This is a genomic window from Bacillus sp. TCT6 (assembly GCF_056033845.1).
On the sequence record NZ_JBVYHX010000001.1, the window covers coordinates 4,494,537 to 4,518,918 of the forward strand.

Genomic DNA, 24,382 nt, shown 5'->3' on the forward strand with positions numbered 1-24,382 from the left:
TTTAGTTTCCCCCTACAATTTCTCTCATTTTTTCTTCAATTACATGTATGTCATCACCTTGAAGTGGACGTGGATCAATATCAAAGAATCCTTGTCTTACGCCGTAATCACGTGTGTAAATGGCAATTTCGCCTTCGCGTAATGCTGTTACGACGTCTTTTGCTGATTTATTTAACTCGTTCTCGTTAATGTGAATACGTGCTCTAAAGATCGCTCTTCCTGCTTCATCTTGAACGATCGTTACATTGACACCGTTTAATTCTTTAAGCGGCATAAGCACTTGTAACAACTCTTTTTCTTGCTCACTTTTATCTTCTTTTACTCCGTACTCATCAAGCGCTTGAAGTAAACCGAAAGTCGTCTCTTTCCCAACTTTCATACTTCTTCCGATGCAATGTAATTGTACTTTCAGCCACTCGATGTATTTTCGTTTCCCGCCAACAATACCAGAAGTAGGCCCTTCAATCGCCTTTGAACCGCTATAAATGGCAAGATCTGAATACTTCACATATTTTTGAATATCTCCTTCAGCTGCTGCATCCACGATAAGCGGTACGTTATTTCGCTGCGCAACTTCCCATGCTTCTTCAACAGAAATCATATTTTTTTGCACGGCATGATGGGATTTCACATACAGAATCGCTGCTGTATTTTCACCAATCGCATCTTCAATATGCTCTGCTTTCCCTTCATTTGCGTAGCCAACTTCTACAAGTTTACCGCCACCTAAATAAATCATCGTTTCGACAGGTGCACCGTATTGAACGTTATGGCCTTTTAACATAATCACTTCGTTTTTCGCAATCACCTCTTGATGAAGTCTTTCACTTTTACGGCGATTTCCTTCTGTAACGATACCAGCGATAGAAAGTGCAATTCCGCTCGATGCTGAATTCACAACGACTGCTGCCTCTGAATCTAGAATTCTCGCAATATGGTCTCCCGCTTTATCTACTAAATCAGCAATTTCTACATAATTTTGTCCACCATGCTTCATCGCATCCATAACTGTATTTGCCGGAGCGGATACACCTAAAATACTCATTCTACCGCTCGCATTAATTACTCTTTTTAATCCGTACTTAGCATTCAATGAATGACCCATTGATTACAACCCCTTTCGTATCAATTCTTCTTTCAGCAATGCGCTGATCCCCTTCTGAATCAATTAACGTAACCTTCTCATCTTTCACCGTAAATAAAGTTAAGTTTGCAATATCTCCTTCTTGAATGCGGCCAAGCTCTGGTTTCTTAAGCCATTCTGCTGCATTTTTCGTAACCGCATCAATCACTTCTTCTAGCGGATAACCTAAGTAAAGGAATTTCGAAAGAACGTGAGCCATACTGTAAACTGGACCGTGTATACGGTTCTTCCGGTAAATATCTGTACTAATTGTACGAAAGGCAATACCGTAACGCTTCGCTGCTTCTGCTACTTTAAAAGAAAAGCTAGCGTTACCGTGACCAACATCTAAATGCACACCGCGATTCACTGCATCTAGTAACACAGGTAGTGGTTTACCTTCTTCATCAAATAAATTATTTTCTTTCCCGTTTAAATAATGTGTAATGACATCATCTTTTTCTAAAAGAGGTACAACTTCCTCAATGCGAGGAGGCGCTGAACCGATATGTACCATAATCGGTAATGATGTTTCTCGAGATAAAGCGCGCGCTACATGCAGCGGTTCAATTCCACTATCACAAACGACACTTTTACTCATTCTCGCCTTTAACCCAACGATTACATCTTTATACTTTTCTACTGCTTCTATCGCTTTCTCTTTATCTATCCATTCCATATTGGATAATTCATCAATTCGTTTCAAACCGATGCGAGAAATATTTAAAAAGGCAAATAAATTTGTCTTTGCCTGCTCTCTACTTTTTACTAAATCTGCAATGCGATCAGCACCGCAACTACCCGCATCAACAATTGTCGTTACCCCTTGCTTAACGCCAATTTCATCCACCTCATCGCCATACGGATCAAACTCTGGAAAAGCATGAACGTGCAAATCAATCCAACCACTCGATACGTAAGTACCAGAGTAATCAAGAACCTTTCCACCCTCGCCAGCACCAGCTTTCGTCACCTGTGCGATTTTGTTATTTTCAATTACAATGTCAATCTCTTCCCCGTTCACACGTTTCACATTACGTAGTACGAATCGTTCTGTCATTGTATTTCCACCCTTTTCTATAAGAAGCCATAAGAATACGCTTACATTTAAGTTTCATTTTTTATATCTCTTTCACACGCTTAGCGTAACACAAAAAAAGGGAGAAGTAAATATAACGTTATAATGTTTAAAAGTAAATAAAAAGATGCTCCTCCAAAATGTTGATAGTACAGGAAATTATATCAACGATTTTTCGAATATATCTATCATAACTTACAATATATCAACGATTTTTTAATTATATCTATCGTAACTCAAAATATATCAACGATTCGACAAGGAATATCGATTTACCGACAAAAAACGTCAATTCCTTTCTTATATAAGAAAAGGCTGTCCCAAATGGCACAGCCTTTTTCTCTATTCCTGAACCGTCACAATAACCCCATCCATATTGTTACCGGAAATTTCATACTGCTTGTTTGCTGGAACGTTCACTTTCGTATTCTCAGAAACTTTATAATAAGAAACAGTATATTTCTTACCTTCTACTTCAGTTGAAACCTCTTTTTCCTCTTTTAAAAACTCTAAATATTCCTCTAGTGTAAAATTCTTTTTTTGCATAATTGCGCTATGAGGTAGGCCGACATAACGGATATGCCATGGCTCATATTGAATTCCAGTAATGTTACTTTTATTTTTCGGATAACGTAATACAAAGCCATGCTTCCATACGTTCTCTTCAATCCATTTTCCTTCAGGCGCTTTCTCCATTTTTTTTTGAGTAGACCCAATGTCCAGTGATAATCCTAAATTATGTTCACTGTATCCTGCTGGAAGTGCATAATCAGATCCCATTTTTTCATATAGCTGTTTTTGCTCTTGGAAATCTCTATAACCACTACTAATCAAAAAATGGTTAACACTTTCTTTTCCAGCCGCATCGACAACGTTCAAAAACTTTTTCACAACATCCTTTGATAAACGAAGATTTCTATCAAATATTACATAGCCTCTTACTAATTCACTATTATGATTTATATTTATAATATCAGACCTAATACTATCTTTTTTTACTGGATAATCCCTGTTAACTAATAATAAATCACCCTTATAAATTTGTTCCTTCGTAATCTCTTTCCTCTCAGTGTTTGCCGCCTTTACTAGCTCATCTTTCCCGACAATTTTAACATCGATTTCCTTTTGAAATAAAGGTGATATATAAACGCCTACACATACTGTGCATGCTATAAAAAAAGAAATAAATACCCACTTTTTCATTTCTAGTTCCTCCTTAACGTAACTTACGTATAGAATAGAAAAAACTATTAAAATAAAAAGTGGGGTAAAGTTTAAATTTTTATTAAATTGTTACATTCTCGTCTTTTGGCAATCGTACTTCAAATATCGTTCTAACTACATTGCTTTCAGCAGAAATCGTACCATTATGCTGCTCGACAATATTTTTCGCAATGAATAGTCCAAGGCCTGTCCCGCCACGGTTCTCAGTTCTCGCTTTATCACCTGTGTAAAACATATCAAAAAGATACGGTAAATCTTCTTCTGGAATGCTATCTCCATAATTCATAATTTGTACGACAACTTCTCTATTATCAACATACCCATTCATATCAACAAATTGCCCATCATATCCGTAACGAACGGCATTTGTTAACAAGTTTTCAAATACTCTAGCTAACAATTTTCCATCACCGTGCATCGGTAAATGAGGGTCCACATTCAATCTAGCTTCTAAATGATGTTTTTCTAATAACGGATACAATTCCTCCTCTAACTGTATAAGTAACTCACTTATATCAATCGGCTTTTTATCCAGCTTTAGCATGCCATAATTCATACGTGTAATTTCAAATAGCTCATCAATTAAACTTTCCAGTCTTTGCGATTTTGTATATGCAATTGTGGAGAAATGTTTAATTTGTTCTTTTGTTAAATTTTCATCTTTAAGAATTAAATCTAAATATCCTAACACGGATGTTAATGGCGTTCTTAAATCATGAGCTAAATTTACAACAAGCTGATCTTTACTACTTTCAGCAAAATCTCCTCTTTCAACAGCTTCTTTTAACTTTTCACTTGCAACATTTATTTCACGCGCGATATTTCCAAACTCATCATTTGATGAAACTTGAACTTTATTCGTAAAGTTACCGTTCGCAAGATGATGAATCCCATTAGAAATTTCATCAAAGTATTTTAAATACGGTTTTGTCAAAAAGAAGAAAAAGATAATAGACAACGGAATAAAGAAAATTAAAAAGAAGTTAATGTCTCCAAATTCCCTTACCATTGACCTAAATTGTGCTAAAGGCTCTTCGTAGCGAACCATCGTTTTATAATACAGCTGCAATCCTTTATAAATTATATAAGTTACAGTTGCTGCAAGCACCATACTTAACGCAAATAAGGCAATCATTTTAAATCGAAAACTTTTCATCATATTAGCCATTGAAAGTATAACCTACTCCCCACACTGTTTTTATTAATTTATCCTTTCTTTTATCTTCTCCAAGTTTCTTCCGCAAAGTACGAATATGTACCATTACTGTATTTCCACCTTCATAATAATCATCCGCCCATACGTGCTGAAAAATATTTTCCACATTGTATACTTTCTTCGGATGACTCGCTAATAAATATAAAATATCGAACTCTTTCGGCGTTAATTCAATTTGCTCACCATACACATCAACCGTCCTGCGCTCAGGATTAATTATGACTCCGCCTATTTCTAAAGCAGATTTACTCTCCGCTACTTTCGGTTGATTTAACGTAAAAAACCTACGCAGTTGTGCATTTACACGTGCAACTAATTCTATCGGTGTGAAAGGCTTCGTCATATAATCATCCGCACCTAGTACAAGACCTGTCACCTTATCAAAGTCCGAAGTTTTCGCGCTTAAAAAAATAATTGGCATATGATGTTTCGCGCGAATTTGACGCGTCACCTCATAACCATCCATTTTCGGCATCATAATATCTAAAACTACCAAGTCGATTGGCTGCGCTTCAATAATATGAACCGCCTCTTCCCCATCCGCTGCTTTCACAACATGGTACCCTTCTTTTTCTAAATGTATCTCAATTAAGTCAGCAATTTCCGCCTCATCATCAGCTATTAAAATTGAAATGCGCTTCATTTTACTCCCCCTTTTTCATTCCATTTTTATACGCTCGATTGTAAACTAGTCTATCCAATTTGTACAATACGAAAAGGCTACTCGTTACAGTAACCTTGGTAAATAAAATTATATCAGCGATTATTGAAATATATCGACTTACCGACAATGAACGACAAAATCCTCTCGCTACTTGCGGGCATCCTAATGAAACTTCCATTTACCGTTCAAACACAATCCGCTGCTTCGTGATTTCCGCCAGCCTTCCGCGATCTACTTCATACTCAGCATCAACGCTTTGCGGCACCATCACTTTCCCGCCCTCAAGCGTCACTTCCGGTGAAATAATATCCCTCTGCCAATGTCTACTAGAAGCAGATATGTCGCCTGGAATCGTAAAGTTAGGTAATGAAGCAAGAGCAACATTTTGCGCTCGTGAAATCCCCATCTCCACCATACCACCGCACCAAACTGGTATGTTCTGCTCCATGCAATAATTATGGATTTGGATTGACTCTGTTAATCCACCCAATCGTCCTGGTTTAATGTTAACGATGCGGCAACTACCAAGTGTAATCGCAACGCGTGCGTCTTCTAAACTATGGATACTTTCGTCTAGACAAATTGGCGTTTCAATCTTCTTCTGCAGCTGTGCATGATCGAGAAAATCGTAATCTGCTAGCGGTTGCTCAATCATCATCAATTGAAATTCATCTAGTCGTTTCAGTTTCTCTGTATCCGCTAATGTATACGCTGAATTTGCATCAGCCATTAACGGGATGTGCGGGAACTCTTTACGAATCTCTTTCAATAATTCGTAATCATGCTCTGGCTTTATTTTCACTTTAAAACGCTCGTACCCTTCTTCTGCGTACTTCTCGATTTGTTTTAACATAACCGGAATCGTATTGATCCCAATTACAACGCCGACTTCAATTTCAGGGCTAGCTCCTCCAAGAACTGTCGCTAGCGATTTCTTTTGACGCTTCGCATATAAATCCCAAATAGCCCCCTCTATTCCGGCTTTTGCCATTCGGTTTCTTTTTATATGTTGAAATAGACCCGGTACCTCATTCGGATGAGAAATTTCAGCCTTTAATAAATCAGGTAACAAAAAGTCTTGCAGTACATGTAGTGCTGTCTTCACCGTTTCTTCCGTATACCACGGTTCAGAAAATGCAACGACTTCCCCAAATCCGATGTACCCGTCTGTATCCTCTAATTCAATAACAATACTCTCACGCTTTTCGTAAGTCCCGTAGCTCGCAGCAAACGGGATTACGAGTGGCATTTCCGTTATATACAGTGTCGCTTTTTTTATTTCCACTACATCTCCTCCACTAATTGTCTTAGCTCTCGTCTTAACAATTTTTTCGAAGCATTTCGTGGTAATTCCTCTAAGAAACACGCTTTTTTCGGCACTTTATATTTCGCTAATTTCTCCTCGCAAAAATGAATAATTTCTTCTTCTGTTACCTCCCCATTTTTTACAACAAAAGCAGCTGGTACTTGTCCCCATTTATCGTCAGTCATACCGACGACACCTGCTTCCGCTACCATCGGATGAGAAAGCAACACTTCTTCAATTTGGGCCGGATATATATTCTCTCCGCCAGAAATGATTAAATCACTGCGTCGATCTAATACGTATAAAAATCCTTCTTCGTCTAAATAACCGAGGTCACCAGTATGAAGCCATCCGTTTTGAATTGTCTCACGCGTCGCATCTTCACGGTTAAAATAACCGCCTGTTACGTTCGGTCCTTTTACTACAATTTCGCCCTCCGCATGTGGCGGCACTACTACGCCGTCCTTTTCAATACGAAGTTGGCACTGAAATAATGGTTTTCCAGCCGAGCCAACTTTCGTTAACATGTAATCTGCTGATAACGTACAAATTTGAGAAGACGTTTCTGTCATACCATACGTTTGATACACAGGGATTCCTTTTTCCACACACGTCTCTAATAACGGTTTCGGCGCGGGTCCTCCGCCAAGTAACATGCATCGTAAAGAAGCTGGATATGTCCCTTCTCCAAGTCTCTCTAATAAATCAGTTAACATTTTAGAAACGACAGAAATAATCGTAACGCCCCTCGTTTGAAGTGCGTTGTGAATAAAATCAGCATCATATTTCGGAACGAGTAAAATACGCATACCGTACATAATATTTTTCATTAAAAGAGAGAGCCCACCAACATGGAACATCGGCATACAAGCTAACCAGCAATCATCATCACGAAGTCCTAAATTAAGCGAAGAACCGACTGCGCTTGCCCAATGATTACCGTATGTTAAAATAACGCCTTTCGGTTTTCCTGTCGTCCCAGACGTATAAATAATTGTCATCGCTTCTTCTAAAGAAAATTCTCCTTGTATAGATGCTTCCACCTTCAGTCCATGCATCACTTCAGCAAATGAATAGACAGGAACATCATTAGCATCAAACTGTTGATCCGTCACTAAACAAACAACTTCAGCATCATCCATTTGCCAAAGTAGCTCTTCTCTTGAAAGACGTGTATTTAGAAGTACAGCTACTGCACCTACGTAAGATAGGGCGTGAATAACTGTAATCATCTCCATACCATTTTTCATCAGAACAGCCACCTTTTGCCCTCGCTTCACTCCAACATGCGTGAGGTGTTCACAAACAGATACTACTTTTTCATGTAGCTGCAAGAAAGTAACTTTCTCTTCCTCTATTTCAATTGCAGTGCGATCTGGTGTTAAAAATGCACGCTGCATTAACCAATTAGGCATCGTCTCCATTACTCATTCTCCTTTCATGAAAGAAAGAGACCTGATATGACATCAAGTCTCTTAGTTGTTTTGTTTCCGGTTTGATCTTATCCAACTGCGCCTCCTAGCCCCTTCCGTCTAAGAACCTTCCGCACGAGAAAGTAAAAAACACTTTCTGTGCGAAAGAACCTTAGCCAACGGGGCTAAACAGTCGGCTCCGCTTTTAAAACATCCAGCTACAGCGGCTAGAACAGTCGGTCGTTTCACGCCTTCCTACGAGGCAAAAAGCGCCTCTTCGTCAGGAGTTCCAACACCCTCTTGTTCTAAGCAAGCCGCTTCTGCTTTTGGTTTCATCCAGCTACAGCGGCTAGAATGTTCGGTGGCTTCACTTCTTCCTACGAGGCAAAAAACGCCTCTACGTCAGAAGCTCCATCCCCCTCACATTCTAAGCGAGCCGCTTTCGCTTTTGATCACGGGAAACGAGGGAATTGACCGAAGTCCGGACTGCGTTTTTCTTTGAACGCATCACGACCTTCTTTTGCTTCGTCAGTTGTGTAGTACAATAACGTTGCATCTCCAGCTAGTTGTTGAATACCAGCTAGACCGTCTGTATCTGCGTTGAATGCAGCTTTTAGGAAACGAAGTGCCATTGGGCTGTTTGCTAAGATTTCTTGTGCCCATTGTACTGTTTCTGCTTCAAGCTCTTCTAATGGTACTACAGTGTTTACTAAGCCCATATCAAGCGCTTCCCCAGCGCTGTATTGACGACATAGGTACCAAATTTCGCGAGCTTTCTTGTGGCCTACCATACGAGCTAAGTAACCAGCTCCATATCCACCGTCAAAGCTTCCTACTTTAGGACCTGTTTGTCCGAATACAGCGTTGTCTGCAGCGATTGTTAAGTCACATACGATATGAAGTACGTGTCCTCCACCGATTGCATAACCTGCTACCATTGCGATAACTGGTTTAGGAATTGCACGAATTAGACGTTGTAAATCTAATACGTTTAAACGAGGGATTTGGTCGTCACCTACATATCCACCATGACCGCGAACTTTTTGGTCGCCGCCAGAACAGAATGCACGTCCACCTTCACCTGTTAAAATGATAACGCCAACATTTGCATCATCACGAGCGTGTGCAAAAGCGTTGATTAACTCCATTACCGTTTTTGGACGGAATGCGTTATGTACTTCAGGACGGTTAATCGAAATCTTTGCGATACCATTGTATGTTGAATAAATAATATCTTCGTAATTGCCTTCTTTTACCCATTCAATAGCCATTACAACTACCTCCTTGTATATTTCTGATTTCATCTATAAGCGTGGCTTCCTTCTTGCTGAAAAAAGTATCACTGCATAGTTTTTAGAAATCCCTTTACTATTGTATCAAACTTTTCCGGTTGTTCCACATGAATTGCATGGCCAGCACCATCAATTTTGACAAATTTCGCGTCAGAGACGCATTTTTCGATATCTTTTAATATGCGAAAGAACTTTTCATCATGCTCCCCGTTCATTAAAAGAACAGGCATTTTCAAGTTGTGTAGCTCATCCCACCATGAAGGCTGAGCCCCTGTTCCCATGCCGCGCAAACTATTTGCAAGTCCTTTGGGATTGTTAGCAAGTCGTTCTTTTCGCACTGCTTCTTGTACGTTTTTTGCTAAACTTTTTTGCGTTTCAAATAGCGGAATATTTTCCCACATTAATACAAAACTTCGGATGCCTTCTCGCTCAATTTTATCAGCAAGTCGCTCATCCTTTTCACAACGTTCTTTTTGGTCCTCTTCACTTTCAAGCCCAGCTGTACAATTTTCTAATAAAAGAGAATGTACATACTCTGGATATAGACATGCCAGAGTAATAGCCAGTCTACCGCCCATTGAATAGCCAAGTACGTGCGCTTTTTCAATATGAAGGTAATCTAGTAGTTCTTTCATTTGCAATGCCGCATTTCGAATATCATAATGATTCACATCTTCGGGACTTTCTGTTTTTCCATGCCCAACAAGATCTACTACAATAACTTGAAACTGCTCGCTCCATGAAGGGATAAAAGAACGCCACGTTTCCATGCTTCCCGTAAAACCATGAAGAAGTAGAAGTGGTTCCCCACTTCCGACTACTTCATATTCATACGATACACCTTGCAGCGTTACGTTCATTTCGATTCACCTTGTAAAGATGTAGTAATCACGTCCATCGTTTTTGCCCATAATGTCCGGTGCAATATTAAGTTTTCATCACGGTTCGTACAAATTTCCACAACGTGTAAACCTTCTGTAGTCGTTCCTTTTTGTACCTCTTCTCGGAAGCTTTCCCAACCATTTACACGGCTAAATGAACCACCGTACATTTTAACAACGTGTTCATAATCAAGACCAATTGGTGTTCCAAATAATGATTCGAAATGTTCCTTTTTCTCATACTGTGGTAAGAATGAGAAAATACCGCCACCGTCATTATTTACAACGACAATTGTTATATTTAATTCATGTAATTTCGCGGCTAACAGTCCATTTAAGTCGTGATAAAAGGATAAATCACCGATCACTAATACGAGCGGATCGCAAATAATGCTCGCTCCTAAAGCTGTCGAAATGATGCCATCAATCCCATTCACACCGCGGTTTGCCATAACTTGAATATTTTTATCCAATGTGAAGAAGAATGAATCCGTATCACGAATTGGCATACTATTACTCGCAAAGAATGTTGCCCCGTCTGGTAGTACGCGGACAATATCTGTAATAACCTTTCCTTCAAATGCAGTATCATATGTTTCCATTTCACGAAGCGTTTCCTTCGTTTTTTCGTTTATATGTTGCCACATTCCGAACCAATCATTCTTTTTCATAACTGGCATTTTTTCTATTAATGCACTGCAAAATACAATATCATTTGCTTGGACAACTTCTGTCGCAACGAGAGCTGGATCTCTCCATTGTCCAGATTCATCAACAACGATATGAACTGCTTTCGTTTGTTTTTTTATGAACTGCGTTAATGATTTGGAAACAGGCATACCACCAAAGCGAATCATAACTTCTGGCTTCCACGTTTCTTTTAACAGTTCATTTCGTAAAAATGTATCATAACAGTCGATTACCATCGTTTTATCGTGATGTCCGCTACGAATATTAGAAAGCGGATCTGCCAATATTGGATATCCAGTTTTTTCAGCTAATTCTGCCGCAAATGCTGCGAGTTCTGAATGACTATCGTCTCCACAAATAATAAGCCCCTTCTCCATATGTGAAAGGCGCCCTACAAGCGAATCTACATATTCACTCGGCATCGTCACGTTCCCTTGCTGAACTACTCCTGTATATTCCCCGCGTCCTTTATCCCATAAACCTTCTAATGAGAAATCCGGGATAAGCGGTTCGCGTACTGGAAAATTAAGATGAACAGGTCCTTGCGGCGCTAAACAAGCATTCGCTATCATACGCTGCGTTGTCATGCGAGCGTAATGATACATCGCTTCACTCGCTTCTGGAAGAGCCATCTCTGTAAATTGCTTCACAAATGTACCGTATAAATTGAATTGATTCATCGCTTGTGGTGCACCGACATCTCTTAATTCATGCGGTCTATCTGCCGTTAAGACGATAAGCGGCACTCGTGAATGAAAAGCTTCACATACAGCTGGATAGTAATTAGCTGCTGCCGTTCCTGATGTACACAATAATGCAACAGGACGTTTTTTCGCTTTTGCGATACCGAGCGCAAAAAATCCTGCAGATCTTTCATCTACATGTAAATATGTGTTCATTCCTTCGTGTTGTTCCATTAGTAGAGCTATCGGCGTTGACCGTGAGCCTGGACTAATGACAACATCACATACATTTAGACGCGTCAGTTCATCCACGAACGCGCCTAAATAATATGATAATGCTTCTATATGATTGTTCATTTCATTAATTCCTCCAAAGCACCAAGCATCGGTCTAAACTTCAAACTTGTTTCTTCATATTCAAGTTGCGGTACAGAATCAATTACAATCCCGCAACCGGCAAATAAGGATGCTTTCTCGCCATTTAATAACCCGCAGCGGAGTGCAACCGCAAACTCACCATTTCCTTCATCATCTATCCAGCCAATCGGTGCGCCATATAATCCTCTGTCTAACAATTCAACATCACGAATCAGTTTCATCGCTTCCAAACGAGGTGTCCCGCCAAGAGCTGGTGTTGGATGTAATTCTTCTACCATTGTTAAAAGACTCGCATCGCCTTTTGCCTCTACAGGCGTATATAAATGAATTAAGTTTTTCGTTGTTAATAAGCCCGGACTTTCCGGAATATTAACGGATTCGCAGTGCTCATTTAATACCGACCTAATCATATTCACAACATAACCGTGTTCAGCTAAATTCTTTTCATCATGAAGAAGCGCATTACTATTTCGCTTACTTTCTTCTATAGATTGACCATGACCAGTTGAACCAGCAAGACACATCGAAGTAAACTTCTCATCTTCTTTGCGAATTAACCTCTCTGGCGTCGCTCCTAAGAAGCATGCTCCTTTATAATCAAAAGAAAATACGTAACAATCCGGTTGCCCAATGCGAAGTGCTTCTAAGACAAGAGCAGAATCAATATGATGATCCATCTCTACTTTTAACTCCCTCGCTAATACAACCTTCTGCACGTTCCCCAGCTTCATTTCATCTTGTACTTTCTCAATGGCCTCCATCCAGCCTTTCGGATCCACTTCTACTTTAGAAGTAACTGTTAATTTCGATCCTTCTAATGCACATTTACTCTCCCAAAAAATTTTCTCTTCTAAAGAAATCATTTCGTTAGAAAGAGTCTCTGCACAATCTGTTGCTGAGACAAATGTATTCATCGTTAACCATGCTTTTTCATTTTTTACAGTTAATAAAAATGCTGGTAGTGAAAATGTCGTATCATCAAATTCTTTCCATAAGTCCGTTTTCTCTTTTTCTTGGTCAAATGAAAATCCACCAAATAAAAGAGGACCTGTTCCAAATTCGTATTTTTCTCTTTGTACAAATGCTTTCTCTTTTACTTTATCCCACTCGTCACGAGCAGTTTGAAAGCGTTTGTGAGAAGCAGTTGCTATAGTGAAAACAGAGCCAATTCCAGCAAATATTACATGCTGAGCCGGGTCTGCAAAATAACATCTATTTTCGAATGCAATCCTTTTTCCTGCTGCATAAAACAGAAGCGGATCCATCCAGTCTATTTGTTTTACGAAGCTAACCAATATTTTTTCATCAGTTGCACGCTTAATGGCTGCACTAAGAGCTTCTTGCAAGCCTATTTGTTTCGTTTGAATCACAATTGTCTCCCCCCTATGGGCGAAAAATAGTCATAATTACGCTTGATTTTAAGATACACCTCAAACGAAAGGCCTGTCAACGTTTAGCATTTCTGAGAAATTCACCTTCTCTTCCTAGAAAATAAACGTTGACACTAAATGATGCTTTTTCTACACTTAGTTGTGTACAATATGTGACCAAAGGAGGATTCAACATGGAAATGAACGTCAAAACGAATTCCTCTCCTACGGCGCCAAAGCCAAGTAAGCAAACAGGCTGGCGCATCTGGTGGAGTTTACTACGTCCCCATACATTAACAGCCGCTTTCGTACCTGTTTTCATCGGAACAGCATATTCGATGCAGGTCGGAGGTATAAATCAAATACATCTTCCTCTTTTCCTTATGATGCTTCTTGCTTGTCTTCTCATTCAAGCAGCAACAAACATGTTTAATGAATACTTTGATTATAAAAGAGGACTTGATCACGAAGGTTCAGTTGGTATCGGCGGCGCTATCGTTCGCGATGGCATTCAGCCAAAAACAGTGCTTAACTTAGCATTTGGATTTTTCGGCATCGCAATACTATTAGGTGTTTATATTTGTATGAATTCTAGTTGGTGGCTTGCTGCAATCGGTCTTGTTTGTATGGCCGTTGCTTACCTTTATACAGGTGGCCCACTTCCAATTGCATATACACCATTTGGAGAGTTGACAGCCGGATTATTTATGGGTGTCATTATTATTGGGATTTCATTCTTTATTCAAACTGGCACTGTAACATCAGAAGTCATTTTACTATCTATTCCAAGCTCCATTTTAATTGGTGCCATTTTACTAGCTAATAATATTCGTGACTTGGATGGCGATAAAGAAAACGGTCGTAAAACGTTAGCAATTCTCGTTGGACGTGAAAGAGCTGTTGGTGTACTTGCTTCGATGTTCATCGTTTCCTACATTTGGACAATTGCTTTAATTATCGTGGGCATCGTATCACCATGGATGCTTATCGTATTTTTAAGTGCACCGAAAGCATTTAAAGCGACGAAAGGCTTTATCGGCAAAAGCATTCCAATGGAAATGGTACCTGCGATGATTGCAACAGCAAAAACAAATACAATCTTCGGTTTCCTAACGGGAATCGGATTATTACTTGGATATTTCCTATAAAGTGAAACTTTAATCAATGGAGGGGTTGTTCATTTCCACTGATTATCAGCCCTCACCAATCGGGCGTTTACGGGCAGTTAATCTCTCACCTAGCTTCTTTGCTCCAGCCGAATTTGTAGGTGGGAGTTTTACTGCCCGGCAAATAGCGGGGTAAGAAGGAGCTGCTTATGCGGCTCCTTTTTCATATCTGAAATTCATCTCATAATTCCTACTCTCAACGCTCATACTATGTAAAGAAACTGAATTGTAGGAAGGTGGACGACTATGTTAACTCCACAACAAATAGGTCAATTTAAATCCATTTTAGAAAAACAAAAACAAGAACTAGAGCAAACGATACAAACTCATGAAAATACAGATCGTGCTTCTGAACGCGATTCAGTAGGAGAACTGTCTAGCTATGACAACCATCCAGGTGATATGGCTACAGAATTATACGAACGAGAAAAAGATTTCGGACTCATCGAATTTTGGCATAAACAACTAGATGATACAAAACATGCACTGCAAAAAATCGAAGCGGGTACGTACGGCATTTGCGAAGTGTCTGGCGAAGAAATTCCATTTGAAAGATTAGAAGCAATGCCGACTGCTACAACATGCATCCAGCACGCGACAAATAAGTTAAATATGAATACACGACCAGTTGAAGAAGAAGTGTTGTCTCCTTCTTTCCACAAGCATGATGAGGACCATTCTGTTGAGTACGATGCGGAAGATGCGTGGCAAGATGTCGCAAATTACGGAACATCTGAAACGCCGTCTGATTTAGAAAGACAAGATTCAAAAAACTATAATGGCATGTATGTAAATAGTGAAGAAAACGTAGGCTACGTGGAGGATTTTGAAAACTTTATCGGTACGGATATGTACGGGAAAAACCCACAAGTTTTCGCTACAGAGGAACATGAAGAATATGAACAAATGCTTGATGACTTTGAAGAGCGTACCTTTAAGGGCGAATTATCTTCAAATGAATCTAGTTCCAAAGAATAAAAAAAAGCATTCCGAAAATCGGAATGCTTTTTATCGCTAGCTAATTAGTTTTTTGTAACGTTAGCTGCTTGTGGTCCGCGGTTTCCTTCAACGATTTCGAAAGAAACTTCTTGACCTTCTTCTAAAGTTTTGAAGCCGTCGCCTTGGATAGCTGAGAAATGTACGAATACGTCTTCTCCGCCTTCAACTTCGATGAAGCCAAAACCTTTTTCGCCGTTAAACCATTTAACTTTACCTGTTTGCATGTCATGTACCTCCTAAATAAAAATGAAACTATGAATCCACATGAAAAGGTGGATATAAAGGACATGAATGTATAACAAGCTTACAGCCTTTAATACAACGTGCTTTATTTCCGTACCACATTATGTAGCTCAATAGTGTTTTCACTATATCATGCTATGTCGAAAACGTCAAATGAGAACACTTTCATTCCATCATTTTTTATAATCCTAGTATAACCTTAAATTTTCATTCTACTTTTATTCGAAAATTAACAAAACTATAGTGTTCTAATTCTTTTAACTTCTGTACAATATAATTACTACATATTTATGAGGTGAAAAAATGCAAGCACATGAAATCGAATATAAGTTATATGGCGATGATATGCAATTTGTTGAAATTGAATTAGACCCAAAGGAAAGCGTTGTCGCAGAAGCGGGCGCAATGATGATGATGGAAGACTACATCGAAATGGAGACAATCTTCGGTGATGGTTCTGGCCCATCTAACGGTCTATTCGGAAAATTAATGGGAGCAGGTAAACGTCTCGTTACAGGTGAAAGCATGTTTATGACTGTATTTACAAATACAGGGCACGGCAAACGCCACGTCTCATTTGCTGCTCCTTATCCTGGTAAAATTATTCCTGTAGATTTAACAGAATACCAAGGGAAAATCGTTTGTCAAAAAGATGCCTTTCTTTGTGCCGCAAAAGGTGTTTCTATTGGAATTGAATTTACAAAAAAAATAGGAACTGGTTTCTTCGGTGGTGAAGGTTTCATCATGCAGAAACTTGAAGGTGACGGCCTCGCTTTCATGCACGCAGGCGGAACTGTATATAAACGTGAATTAAAACCTGGTGAGAAACTTCGCATTGATACAGGTTGTCTCGTTGCCATGACAAAGGATATTAACTATGATATCGAATTCGTTGGAAAAGTAAAAACAGCTCTATTTGGCGGTGAGGGTTTATTCTTCGCAACATTAGAAGGTCCTGGAACAGTTTGGATTCAGTCCTTAACACTTAGCCGATTAGCAGCACGCCTTACAAGCCCAGCAGCGCAAAGTACTGGTGAAGGTAGTGTATTAGGTGGACTTGGTCGTTTATTGGATGGGAAAGAGTAAAAAGGGCCCTTATGCAGGCTTGTCCATCGACTAATATAATACTAAAATTAAACACCCTTGCTTGCAGTAATGCAGTGAAAGGGTGTTTTAATTTACGTCTACAAACGAGAAAAAGCAGATGAAATAAAGTAATAAGGTTTACTTCAGTAAAATAAGGTATATTATATTTATTGAATAGATTCTCTTTCAAGACAAGAAAAGTAGGTGAACAAAGTGGGAAAATATCAATTAGATTCCAAAAGTCAGGTAGCTGTGGCAAAGTTTCATGAAAAACAGAAGCCTGCCAAATTTGATAAAAAGCAGCAACTTGAACAATTGCGTGCGGAGTATTTGAAAAAGAAGCAAAAACAAACAGATAAATAATATGTTTTGTTTCCCGAAATTTTCTGTATATAGTACGAACAAACACAAGAAAATAGGTGATTTATTCATCTTTCAAATATATACAGGCTATTTTTTCAAACCTCTTACAAGCCCAGCATTATAAAGTACTGGTGAAAGTAGTATATTAGGTGGCCTTGTTCGCCTTTTAGATGGAAAAGAGTAAAAAATGCCTCCAATGCAAAAAACATCGGAGGCATTTCTCTAAAGTTTATGAATATGGCATTTTATCTTTACTGCGGAGGGCTATACATACCATTTCGAATCATATAATACTCCATCGCGTCATTAAGCCATGCCTCTTCTTCTTCCGTGTAAGGAGATGGCATCATATTATTATATTGTTCTTCTACATTCTCTAATTTACCTAAAGAATACATTGTCTCTTCACCAACATACTTAAGAGTCGCCTTCATATGTTCATCAACCAATTTTTGCACTTCTGCATCCTCAATTTCTCTTCCAAATAACCTTTTCACTTCTTTTGCTAAACGCACAAACTCTTTATCAAGTGCTATGCCTTCTTCTTCCGGCTTATTATATAATCCATTAGCCAATTCTTTTGATACATATCCTTCAAGCCATAAACTTTGTTCGTTTTCTTTTTGAATGCTGTTAATTAGACTCATTAATATGTCACTATCCAACTCTTCATCTTCCCCAAGACATACCCTTGTTCGTTCAAGCGCCTTTATCGAAACTTCAATGTGTTTTTTCTTTTCTTCAAAGGCTTTTCTTTGTTGTTCCAACGTTTCTTTTAAACTTACATTCAAACTTGGAATTGTAAGCATGACGCGTATTTCTTCTAAACTATATCCTAATACTTTAAGACTGATTATTTTCTGTAGCTCTAATATATCTTTTCCTTTGTACACACGGTGACCAGAGCTAACGTTTTTTTCAGGTTTAAGTAGTCCAATTTCATCGTAATATTGTAGTGTCCGTATTGATGTGCCTGTTCTCTTTGAAAACTCACCAATTGAACAGCCTTCCTTTTTGCTCATCTTACACTCCTCCTAACAATATGTTTACAAAAATCATACTCCCTCACGTAACTGTAGGTTCAAGCTTTTTTCCAAAAGAATGAATCAAGTTCCTCACTGCATATATTAAACTATACCTTTTCTTAAGGAGGGCTTCCTTAATGCGTACTCCTTTATCCTTTGATAAAGACACTGCCATACTGTTAGCTTCTTGTTGTGAGTTAACGTATGAACAATATAAACAAAATGGTATTTTCGAAATACCAGATGGTTTTCAATATGTACAAGGGTTTCAAGGAAAGGCCATTCAAACAACAGAATGGTTCGGATTTATATTAGAATCTGAGGATACAATTATCGTTGCCTTTAGGGGCACTCAAACAGACCCAGATTGGATTATTGACTCTCTTGTCAATCAAAAACCTTATCCTTATGCTTTAAATGGTGGAAATGTCCATAACGGCTTTCTCTCTATTTATGAGTCTTGCCGTGATTCTATTATGGATATGCTCGTATCATTGCCAGCACATAAAAAACTGCTAGCTACTGGGCATAGTCTAGGTGGCGCGCTTGCCACATTACACATATTAGATGCACGTATAAATACTGCCTTCGCACAGTATGGACTTTATTCATTCGCTTCCCCAAAAGTAGGAGATATCGCTTTTCGAAATTATTATAAACTACAAGTAGCTAGTAGCTTTCGTTTCGTCAACTTGTTCGATGTCGTTCCACTTCTCCCTCCCCGAAACATAAATTTTAATGATCATGATTGGGAGTATGCACACGTCCATCACAATATGACATTTACAAAAAACACAAAATCCATTACAAATAATCATTCCATTACAACATACAAAACATGTCTGACTTCTCATTTTTAACCAGTAAACAATTGGAAATAAAATATTCATATACTATAATACTCTATGAAGTTATTTTTGGATGAGGGGACCTTACATGTTAAAATTTATCTTCACACTTTTTCTTATTGTAATTTTTACGGTCACAGGTTTCTTTACATTTTCATACTTTGCGACAGGAGAGTATGATGGGGCAGGTATAATATATACCACTATTCCATTTCTTTCTTAAGCAAAATAAATAAAACGAGCTTAAAAAAAGTAAGCTCGTTTTATTTATTAATATCAATTTTTGTTAGTAAATAGATAATATATCCCCCAACGTAGCAACCTCTTTAAAACTGTTTAACTGCATTACCAATACCCCAAATTTCATTGCTGTACTGCAAAATCGTTCGATCACTCGCAAAATGACCAGACTGTGCAATATTTAAAATCGACATTTCTAGCCACTTTGTTCGGTTCTCATAAGCTCTACCAACAGCTTCTTGTCTTTCAGCATATGGACCAAAATCTCGCAGAACGAAATATTCATCATTTTGAATAACGAGAGAATCATAGATCGCTTCAAATTCAGCACCCGATTGTGCAAAGAAACCATTTGTTAATTGATCTACTATTTTTTTAATGTGCCTATTGTGGTGATAATAGTCACTTGCACGATATCCACCATTTTGATGGTAATGAAGAACCTCTTCTGCTGTTAAACCGAAAATGAAACAGTTATCATCACCGACCCGGTCTTTTATTTCAACGTTAGCTCCGTCTAGCGTTCCGAGTGTAATCGCACCATTCATCATAAATTTCATATTGCCTGTTCCCGATGCTTCTTTACTCGCCGTTGAAATTTGCTCACTTACATCCGCCGCCGGGAATATATCTTCAGCTAAAGAAACTCGATAGTTTTCTAGAAAGATAACTTTCATATATTGACTAACATACGGATCATTATTTACTTTTCTTGCGAGTTCATTTATTAATTTAATAATTTTTTTCGCGTAATAATAACCAGGTGATGCTTTCGCTCCAAAAATAAAAGTACGCGGATAAAATGTAAAACTAGCATCCTCTTTCAAACGGTTATACAAATATAAAATATGAAGAACATTTAATAATTGTCGTTTGTAAGCATGTAATCTTTTCACTTGCACATCAAAAATAGAATTTGGATCAATCGTAATCCCCATTGTATTATGAATGCGCTCCGCTAAAATCTCTTTACGCTCTTGTTTTACCTCTGCAAACTTCTCTTGGAAACTAGCATCATATTGAACTGTTTGCAACGATTGAAGCTTAATCGGTTCTTTCTTCCACTCTGGTCCAATCGCCTCTGAAATGAGATTTGTTAACTGTGGATTTGCTTTCATAAGCCAGCGCCTATGAGCAATTCCATTCGTCTTATTATTAAACTTATCTGGATAAAATTCATAAAACAATCGCATTTCCCGCTGCTTTAATATTTCCGTATGAATTTTTGCTACACCGTTTACGCTATGGCTACCGACAATTGCTAAATGAGCCATTTTCACAAGATCATGCGCAATAATTGCCATGTCTTCAATGCGATGCCATTCATAAGGATAACGTTCCCAAAGTTCATGACAGAAACGTTCATTAATCTCTTCAATAATCATATAAATTCTCGGTAATAATGGTTTAAAAATGTGAATTGGCCACTTTTCGAGCGCTTCTGATAACGTCGTATGATTCGTATAAGAAATCGTCTGCGTCGTTATGTGCCAAGCTTCTTCCCATGTTAACTTTTCTTCGTCTAGTAAAATACGCATCAGTTCTGGAATTGCTAAAACCGGATGTGTATCGTTAATGTGAATCGCAATTTTTTCATGTAGTTGACGAAGGTCACCATATCTTTCTCTATGCATTCGAACGATATTTTGCAAACTTGCTGATACGAGGAAATACTGTTGTTTTAAACGAAGTATTTTTCCCTCATCATGCGTATCATCTGGATATAAAAACTCCGATACAGCCTCTGTTTCGCGCTTATATTTCAAAATATCTTTGCAGTTTTGCGGGAAAGGAACTGGTTCAGCATTCCAAAGTCTAAGTGTATTTACAGTACTCGTCTCATAGCCTACTACCGGCACATCATATGGCACCGCCATAATGACTTCTGCATTTGTATGCCTAAACTCTAAACGCCCGTCAATTTCTAGCGGTTCAACACTGCCAAAATAACTTACTTCTACAGCTTGATCATGTCTTCTTACTTCCCATACGTTTTCATGAAGAAGCCACTGTTCTGGAAATTCAACTTGATAACCATCAACAATTTTCTGATCAAACAAACCATGTTTATAACGAATTCCACAGCCGTGTCCTGGTAAGTTTAAAGATGCAAGTGAATCAAGAAAACAGGCTGCTAAGCGTCCAAGTCCACCGTTACCAAGGCCTGCATCTGCTTCCACTTCTTCTAACTCTTGTAACGAAATCCCTAGTTCAGATAACCCCTGCTCGCATACATCTCTAATACCTAAATTCAAGATGTTACTTCCAAGCAAACGTCCAAGCAAAAACTCAATAGACAAGTAATACATTTGCTTTTGCTCTCCTGATCGATAACTCTCGTTCGTTGCAATCCATTGACTATTCATATACTCACGTACCATATGGCCGAGCGTATTATATTGATCACGATTTGTAGAATCTTTGAAACTTTTCCCATACATCGTCTCTAACTTTTCTAGAAAAGTTGATTTAAAACTTTCAACATGAGTAAACATTTTTTCACCACCTACATGTTATTCCATGAGACTTTTATACAATTCCTTATAAGCAAGAGCCGATTGCCTCCAGCTATAATCTTCAGTCATCGCTTGTTTTACAAGCTGCTCCCACACTGGTTTATCGTGATAAAATTCAATTGCACGGTGAACCGTATGCAGCATGTCATGTGCATTAAAGTTCGTGAAACTGAAACCATTTCCTTCGCCTGTTTCTTCATCATAAGAATGTACCGTATCGTTTAATCCACCTGTTTCTCTTACAATTGGAATCGTACCGTACGCCAATGCGATAAGTTGTCCAAGTCCACACGGTTCAAACAGCGATGGCATTAAAAATAAATCGCTTCCCGCATACACTTGGTGCGCTAATTCTTCATTAAATCCGATATAAACTTTTACCTTCTCCGGATACTCATATGCCATCCACTCAAAGAATTGCTCATATTCCGAATCACCTGAACCTAAAATAATACATTGTACATCTTCTTCCATTATTTCGCGGAATACAGTGCGTACTAAATCAAGACCTTTTTGCTTCGTTAATCTCGTTACCATTGAAATAATTGGTGTATCCTCTTTTTCTGGCAAACCAAAATAACGCTGCAAAGCGCGTTTATTTTCACTCTTTTCATATAATGACTCTGCATCATACTGAGCCTTAATATATGAATCCGTTTCTGGATTATATACGCTCGTATCAATACCATTTACAATGCCACTAAGCTTATCATTATATTTTCTCAGTAATCCATCTAACTTCTCACCGAAAAATTCATATTGAATTTCTTCTTTATACGTCGGGCTCACCGCTGTAATTTGATCCGAAGCGATAATACCGCCTTTCATAAAGTTTATGTTTCCATAAAACTCTAGCTGCTCACTATGAAAATATTCATCACCAAGCTCTAACAAGTCGTACATCACTTCAGAAGGAAATACTCCTTGGAACTGCAAGTTGTGAATCGTATATACCGTTTTAATACGCTCATATAACGGGTTATCTTGATACTTTTCACGAAGTAAGAAATTAACCATAGCCGTATGCCAATCGTGGCTATGAAGAACATCCACTTCAAAATCAAGATGCGGAATACACTCTAACACTGCTTTTGAGAAATAAGAAAAACGCTCCCCGTCATCATAATGACCATACAGAGAATCTCTCTTAAAATAATATTCATTATCTATTAAGTAATACGTAATTCCGTCTTGCTCACCTTTTAAAATTCCGCAATATTGATTTCTCCACCCAAGCGGGACGTTAATTACTTTATGTAACGTACATCCATCTCTTAACTTTTGCGGAATGAGACTATAATTCGGAAGTATAATACGAACGTCCACTCCTAATTTTTTCAGCTCTTTTGGGAGCGCACCCGCTACATCAGCTAATCCTCCCGATTTCACAAACGGTACACATTCTGATACTGCAAATAAAATATTCACTTGTTGTCCCACTGCGCGAAAAGTTTTTATACTCCTCTTGCAGCTTCCTCCCTTCGAGTTTTCATTTAAATTAAAACTTTAATCAGTGGGAGAAAAAGCCCCCACTGATTCTTTAGGAATAACTATTAATCGTACTGTTTTGTACGCTTCCTTTTTCTACAACATATGGCTCATCGATGTTTCCTTTTAATACGACACCGTCGCCAATTTTCACGTCTTTATCAATAATAACACCGTCTATTATACAGTTATCTCCAATTTGGCTCTTTTGCATAATAATACTGTTACGAATAATTGAACCTTTTCCAATTTTAACCGAACGGGAAACAACACTGTTTTCGACTTCCCCTTCAATAATACTGCCATTTGCAATCATTGTATTTTTCACGACTGCACCCTTTAGATAACGAGTTGGCGGCTCATCTTTTACTTTCGTAAAGATCGGCGCTTCTTTCTTAAATAATTGCTTCCAAATAGCAGGCTGCAAAATTTCTAAGCTATGTTTATAGTAACTTTCAATCGAATCAATAATAGCTACATATCCTGTATGCTCATACGTAGCAATATGCAGTGATTTTCCGCGCTTTTCTCTCACTACATCAAATAAACTGTATTGCTCCACATCTTTATATGTCTCAAATAAATCTAACAATAATTGTTTCTTTAACACGTATGTTTGAAGCGAAACCCCTTCATGGCAAACTTCCGTAATATCAGCTGCCGTATGTATATGTCGCTCTAACACCGCCTGGAAATTTAATGCTGTTACGAGATGGCTATTCGTAATAACAACGTACTCTTCTCTGCTTCTTAGAAAATAATCAATATGTCTTCTAAAGTGTGCAAAAGACCCAAACTCATCTTGGTCACATTGGCAATTTGGCGGGAATAAAAATAGTCCGTCTCGTTTTCTATCTAAATCCCACTGTTTTCCTGAACCAACATGGTCCATTAGTGAGCGATTTTTATGACTTGTAAAAACCGCTACACTATGAATATTAGAATTCACCATATTTGAAAGCATGAAATCAATGAGTCGGTAACGGCCCCCAAACGGTAACGCCGCTAATGAACGATGCCCTGTTACTTTCTTTAAGGAAGGAAAACTTCCCGTTGCATTAATAATTCCTAACATTTTTTCTCCCATTCAT

Annotated in this window: 22 protein-coding genes and 1 pseudogene; 7 read left to right on the forward strand and 16 right to left on the reverse strand. The window is 38.4% G+C overall.

Translation table 11 applies throughout. The features are described from left to right. Position 1: 1 nt before the first annotated feature. From AC0ONG_RS23055 to AC0ONG_RS23105, 11 genes are all read right to left on the reverse strand, one after another. The gene (locus AC0ONG_RS23055; RefSeq protein WP_413790462.1) at positions 2-1,105 is read right to left on the reverse strand and encodes a DgaE family pyridoxal phosphate-dependent ammonia lyase; all 1,104 of its coding nucleotides are present in this window, start codon (positions 1,103-1,105) and stop codon (positions 2-4) included. Further along, complete coding sequence (locus AC0ONG_RS23060) at positions 1,083-2,183, reverse strand: amidohydrolase/deacetylase family metallohydrolase (protein ID WP_000139936.1); 1,101 nt, start codon at positions 2,181-2,183, stop codon at positions 1,083-1,085. The genes AC0ONG_RS23055 and AC0ONG_RS23060 overlap by 23 nt, the downstream gene beginning before the upstream one ends. A 360-nt stretch (positions 2,184-2,543) precedes the next feature. Continuing rightward, entirely contained in the window at positions 2,544-3,404 is an 861-nt protein-coding gene (locus tag AC0ONG_RS23065) for a D-Ala-D-Ala carboxypeptidase VanY (protein ID WP_000759400.1), read from the reverse strand. Positions 3,405-3,486: 82 nt separating this feature from the next. Then, positions 3,487-4,593, reverse strand: a complete 1,107-nt coding sequence (locus AC0ONG_RS23070; protein ID WP_000002603.1) for a sensor histidine kinase — start codon at positions 4,591-4,593, stop codon at positions 3,487-3,489. Next, the gene (locus AC0ONG_RS23075) at positions 4,586-5,284 is read right to left on the reverse strand and encodes a response regulator transcription factor (protein WP_086398492.1); all 699 of its coding nucleotides are present in this window, start codon (positions 5,282-5,284) and stop codon (positions 4,586-4,588) included. Before AC0ONG_RS23075 ends, AC0ONG_RS23070 begins: the two co-directional genes overlap by 8 nt. Positions 5,285-5,483: 199 nt before the next feature. Next, positions 5,484-6,590 (reverse strand): o-succinylbenzoate synthase, encoded by a 1,107-nt coding sequence (gene menC, locus AC0ONG_RS23080; RefSeq protein WP_474204194.1) that lies wholly within the window; start codon positions 6,588-6,590, stop codon positions 5,484-5,486. Next, positions 6,590-8,035: an o-succinylbenzoate--CoA ligase gene (locus tag AC0ONG_RS23085; protein ID WP_000449566.1), complete on the reverse strand. Its 1,446-nt coding sequence runs from the start codon at positions 8,033-8,035 to the stop codon at positions 6,590-6,592. The genes menC and AC0ONG_RS23085 overlap by 1 nt, the downstream gene beginning before the upstream one ends. A 440-nt stretch (positions 8,036-8,475) precedes the next feature. After that, positions 8,476-9,294 (reverse strand): 1,4-dihydroxy-2-naphthoyl-CoA synthase, encoded by an 819-nt coding sequence (menB, locus tag AC0ONG_RS23090; protein ID WP_000963887.1) that lies wholly within the window; start codon positions 9,292-9,294, stop codon positions 8,476-8,478. Positions 9,295-9,362: 68 nt separating this feature from the next. After that, positions 9,363-10,175 (reverse strand): 2-succinyl-6-hydroxy-2,4-cyclohexadiene-1-carboxylate synthase, encoded by an 813-nt coding sequence (gene menH, locus AC0ONG_RS23095; protein ID WP_001103350.1) that lies wholly within the window; start codon positions 10,173-10,175, stop codon positions 9,363-9,365. Then, positions 10,172-11,926, reverse strand: coding sequence for a 2-succinyl-5-enolpyruvyl-6-hydroxy-3-cyclohexene-1-carboxylic-acid synthase (menD, locus tag AC0ONG_RS23100; protein ID WP_001059211.1), 1,755 nt, complete (start codon positions 11,924-11,926; stop codon positions 10,172-10,174). Before menD ends, menH begins: the two co-directional genes overlap by 4 nt. Beyond that, positions 11,923-13,317: an isochorismate synthase gene (locus tag AC0ONG_RS23105; protein WP_000616702.1), complete on the reverse strand. Its 1,395-nt coding sequence runs from the start codon at positions 13,315-13,317 to the stop codon at positions 11,923-11,925. Before AC0ONG_RS23105 ends, menD begins: the two co-directional genes overlap by 4 nt. Positions 13,318-13,511: 194 nt before the next feature. Here AC0ONG_RS23105 and AC0ONG_RS23110 point away from each other — a divergent pair, with 194 nt between their 5' ends. Continuing rightward, positions 13,512-14,465, forward strand: a complete 954-nt coding sequence (locus AC0ONG_RS23110) for a 1,4-dihydroxy-2-naphthoate polyprenyltransferase (protein WP_000425771.1) — start codon at positions 13,512-13,514, stop codon at positions 14,463-14,465. 264 nt (positions 14,466-14,729) lie between these two features. Beyond that, positions 14,730-15,461, forward strand: coding sequence for a yteA family sporulation protein (locus tag AC0ONG_RS23115; protein ID WP_000957354.1), 732 nt, complete (start codon positions 14,730-14,732; stop codon positions 15,459-15,461). A 44-nt stretch (positions 15,462-15,505) separates the two neighbouring features. Here AC0ONG_RS23115 and cspD read toward each other — a convergent pair whose 3' ends face one another. Then, positions 15,506-15,706 (reverse strand): cold-shock protein CspD, encoded by a 201-nt coding sequence (cspD, locus tag AC0ONG_RS23120; protein ID WP_001193052.1) that lies wholly within the window; start codon positions 15,704-15,706, stop codon positions 15,506-15,508. A 322-nt stretch (positions 15,707-16,028) separates the two neighbouring features. On the opposite strand from cspD, the gene AC0ONG_RS23125 reads away from it, so the two are divergent. The 3 genes and pseudogenes from AC0ONG_RS23125 to AC0ONG_RS23135 form a co-directional block, all read left to right on the forward strand. After that, entirely contained in the window at positions 16,029-16,811 is a 783-nt protein-coding gene (locus tag AC0ONG_RS23125; protein ID WP_001147844.1) for a TIGR00266 family protein, read from the forward strand. Between the two features lie 213 nt (positions 16,812-17,024). Then, on the forward strand, positions 17,025-17,174 hold the full coding sequence (locus tag AC0ONG_RS23130) for a hypothetical protein (RefSeq protein ID WP_000521642.1): 150 nt from the start codon (positions 17,025-17,027) through the stop codon (positions 17,172-17,174). Positions 17,175-17,277: 103 nt separating this feature from the next. Then, positions 17,278-17,358: pseudogene (locus AC0ONG_RS23135) on the forward strand (TIGR00266 family protein); the annotation flags it as partial. A 67-nt stretch (positions 17,359-17,425) separates the two neighbouring features. On the opposite strand, the gene AC0ONG_RS23140 reads toward AC0ONG_RS23135, so the two are convergent. Then, positions 17,426-18,196 carry a MerR family transcriptional regulator gene (locus tag AC0ONG_RS23140; protein WP_086398494.1) on the reverse strand — a complete coding sequence of 257 codons (771 nt, stop codon included), beginning with the start codon at positions 18,194-18,196 and terminating at the stop codon, positions 17,426-17,428. 140 nt (positions 18,197-18,336) lie between these two features. On the opposite strand from AC0ONG_RS23140, the gene AC0ONG_RS23145 reads away from it, so the two are divergent. Next, on the forward strand, positions 18,337-19,059 hold the full coding sequence (locus AC0ONG_RS23145; RefSeq protein ID WP_001260110.1) for a lipase family protein: 723 nt from the start codon (positions 18,337-18,339) through the stop codon (positions 19,057-19,059). Positions 19,060-19,135: 76 nt separating this feature from the next. Then, entirely contained in the window at positions 19,136-19,270 is a 135-nt protein-coding gene (locus tag AC0ONG_RS23150; RefSeq protein WP_000911076.1) for a hypothetical protein, read from the forward strand. A 103-nt stretch (positions 19,271-19,373) separates the two neighbouring features. Here the strand turns inward: AC0ONG_RS23150 and glgP are convergent, their stop codons facing one another. The 3 genes from glgP to glgD all read right to left on the reverse strand — a co-directional run bounded on the left by glgP (position 19,374) and on the right by glgD (position 24,378). Continuing rightward, the gene (gene glgP / locus AC0ONG_RS23155; RefSeq protein ID WP_000494093.1) at positions 19,374-21,782 is read right to left on the reverse strand and encodes a glycogen phosphorylase; all 2,409 of its coding nucleotides are present in this window, start codon (positions 21,780-21,782) and stop codon (positions 19,374-19,376) included. Between the two features lie 18 nt (positions 21,783-21,800). Further along, entirely contained in the window at positions 21,801-23,231 is a 1,431-nt protein-coding gene (gene glgA / locus AC0ONG_RS23160; protein WP_002081949.1) for a glycogen synthase GlgA, read from the reverse strand. Positions 23,232-23,343: 112 nt separating this feature from the next. After that, positions 23,344-24,378: a glucose-1-phosphate adenylyltransferase subunit GlgD gene (glgD, locus tag AC0ONG_RS23165; RefSeq protein ID WP_000504159.1), complete on the reverse strand. Its 1,035-nt coding sequence runs from the start codon at positions 24,376-24,378 to the stop codon at positions 23,344-23,346. Positions 24,379-24,382: the final 4 nt, after the last annotated feature.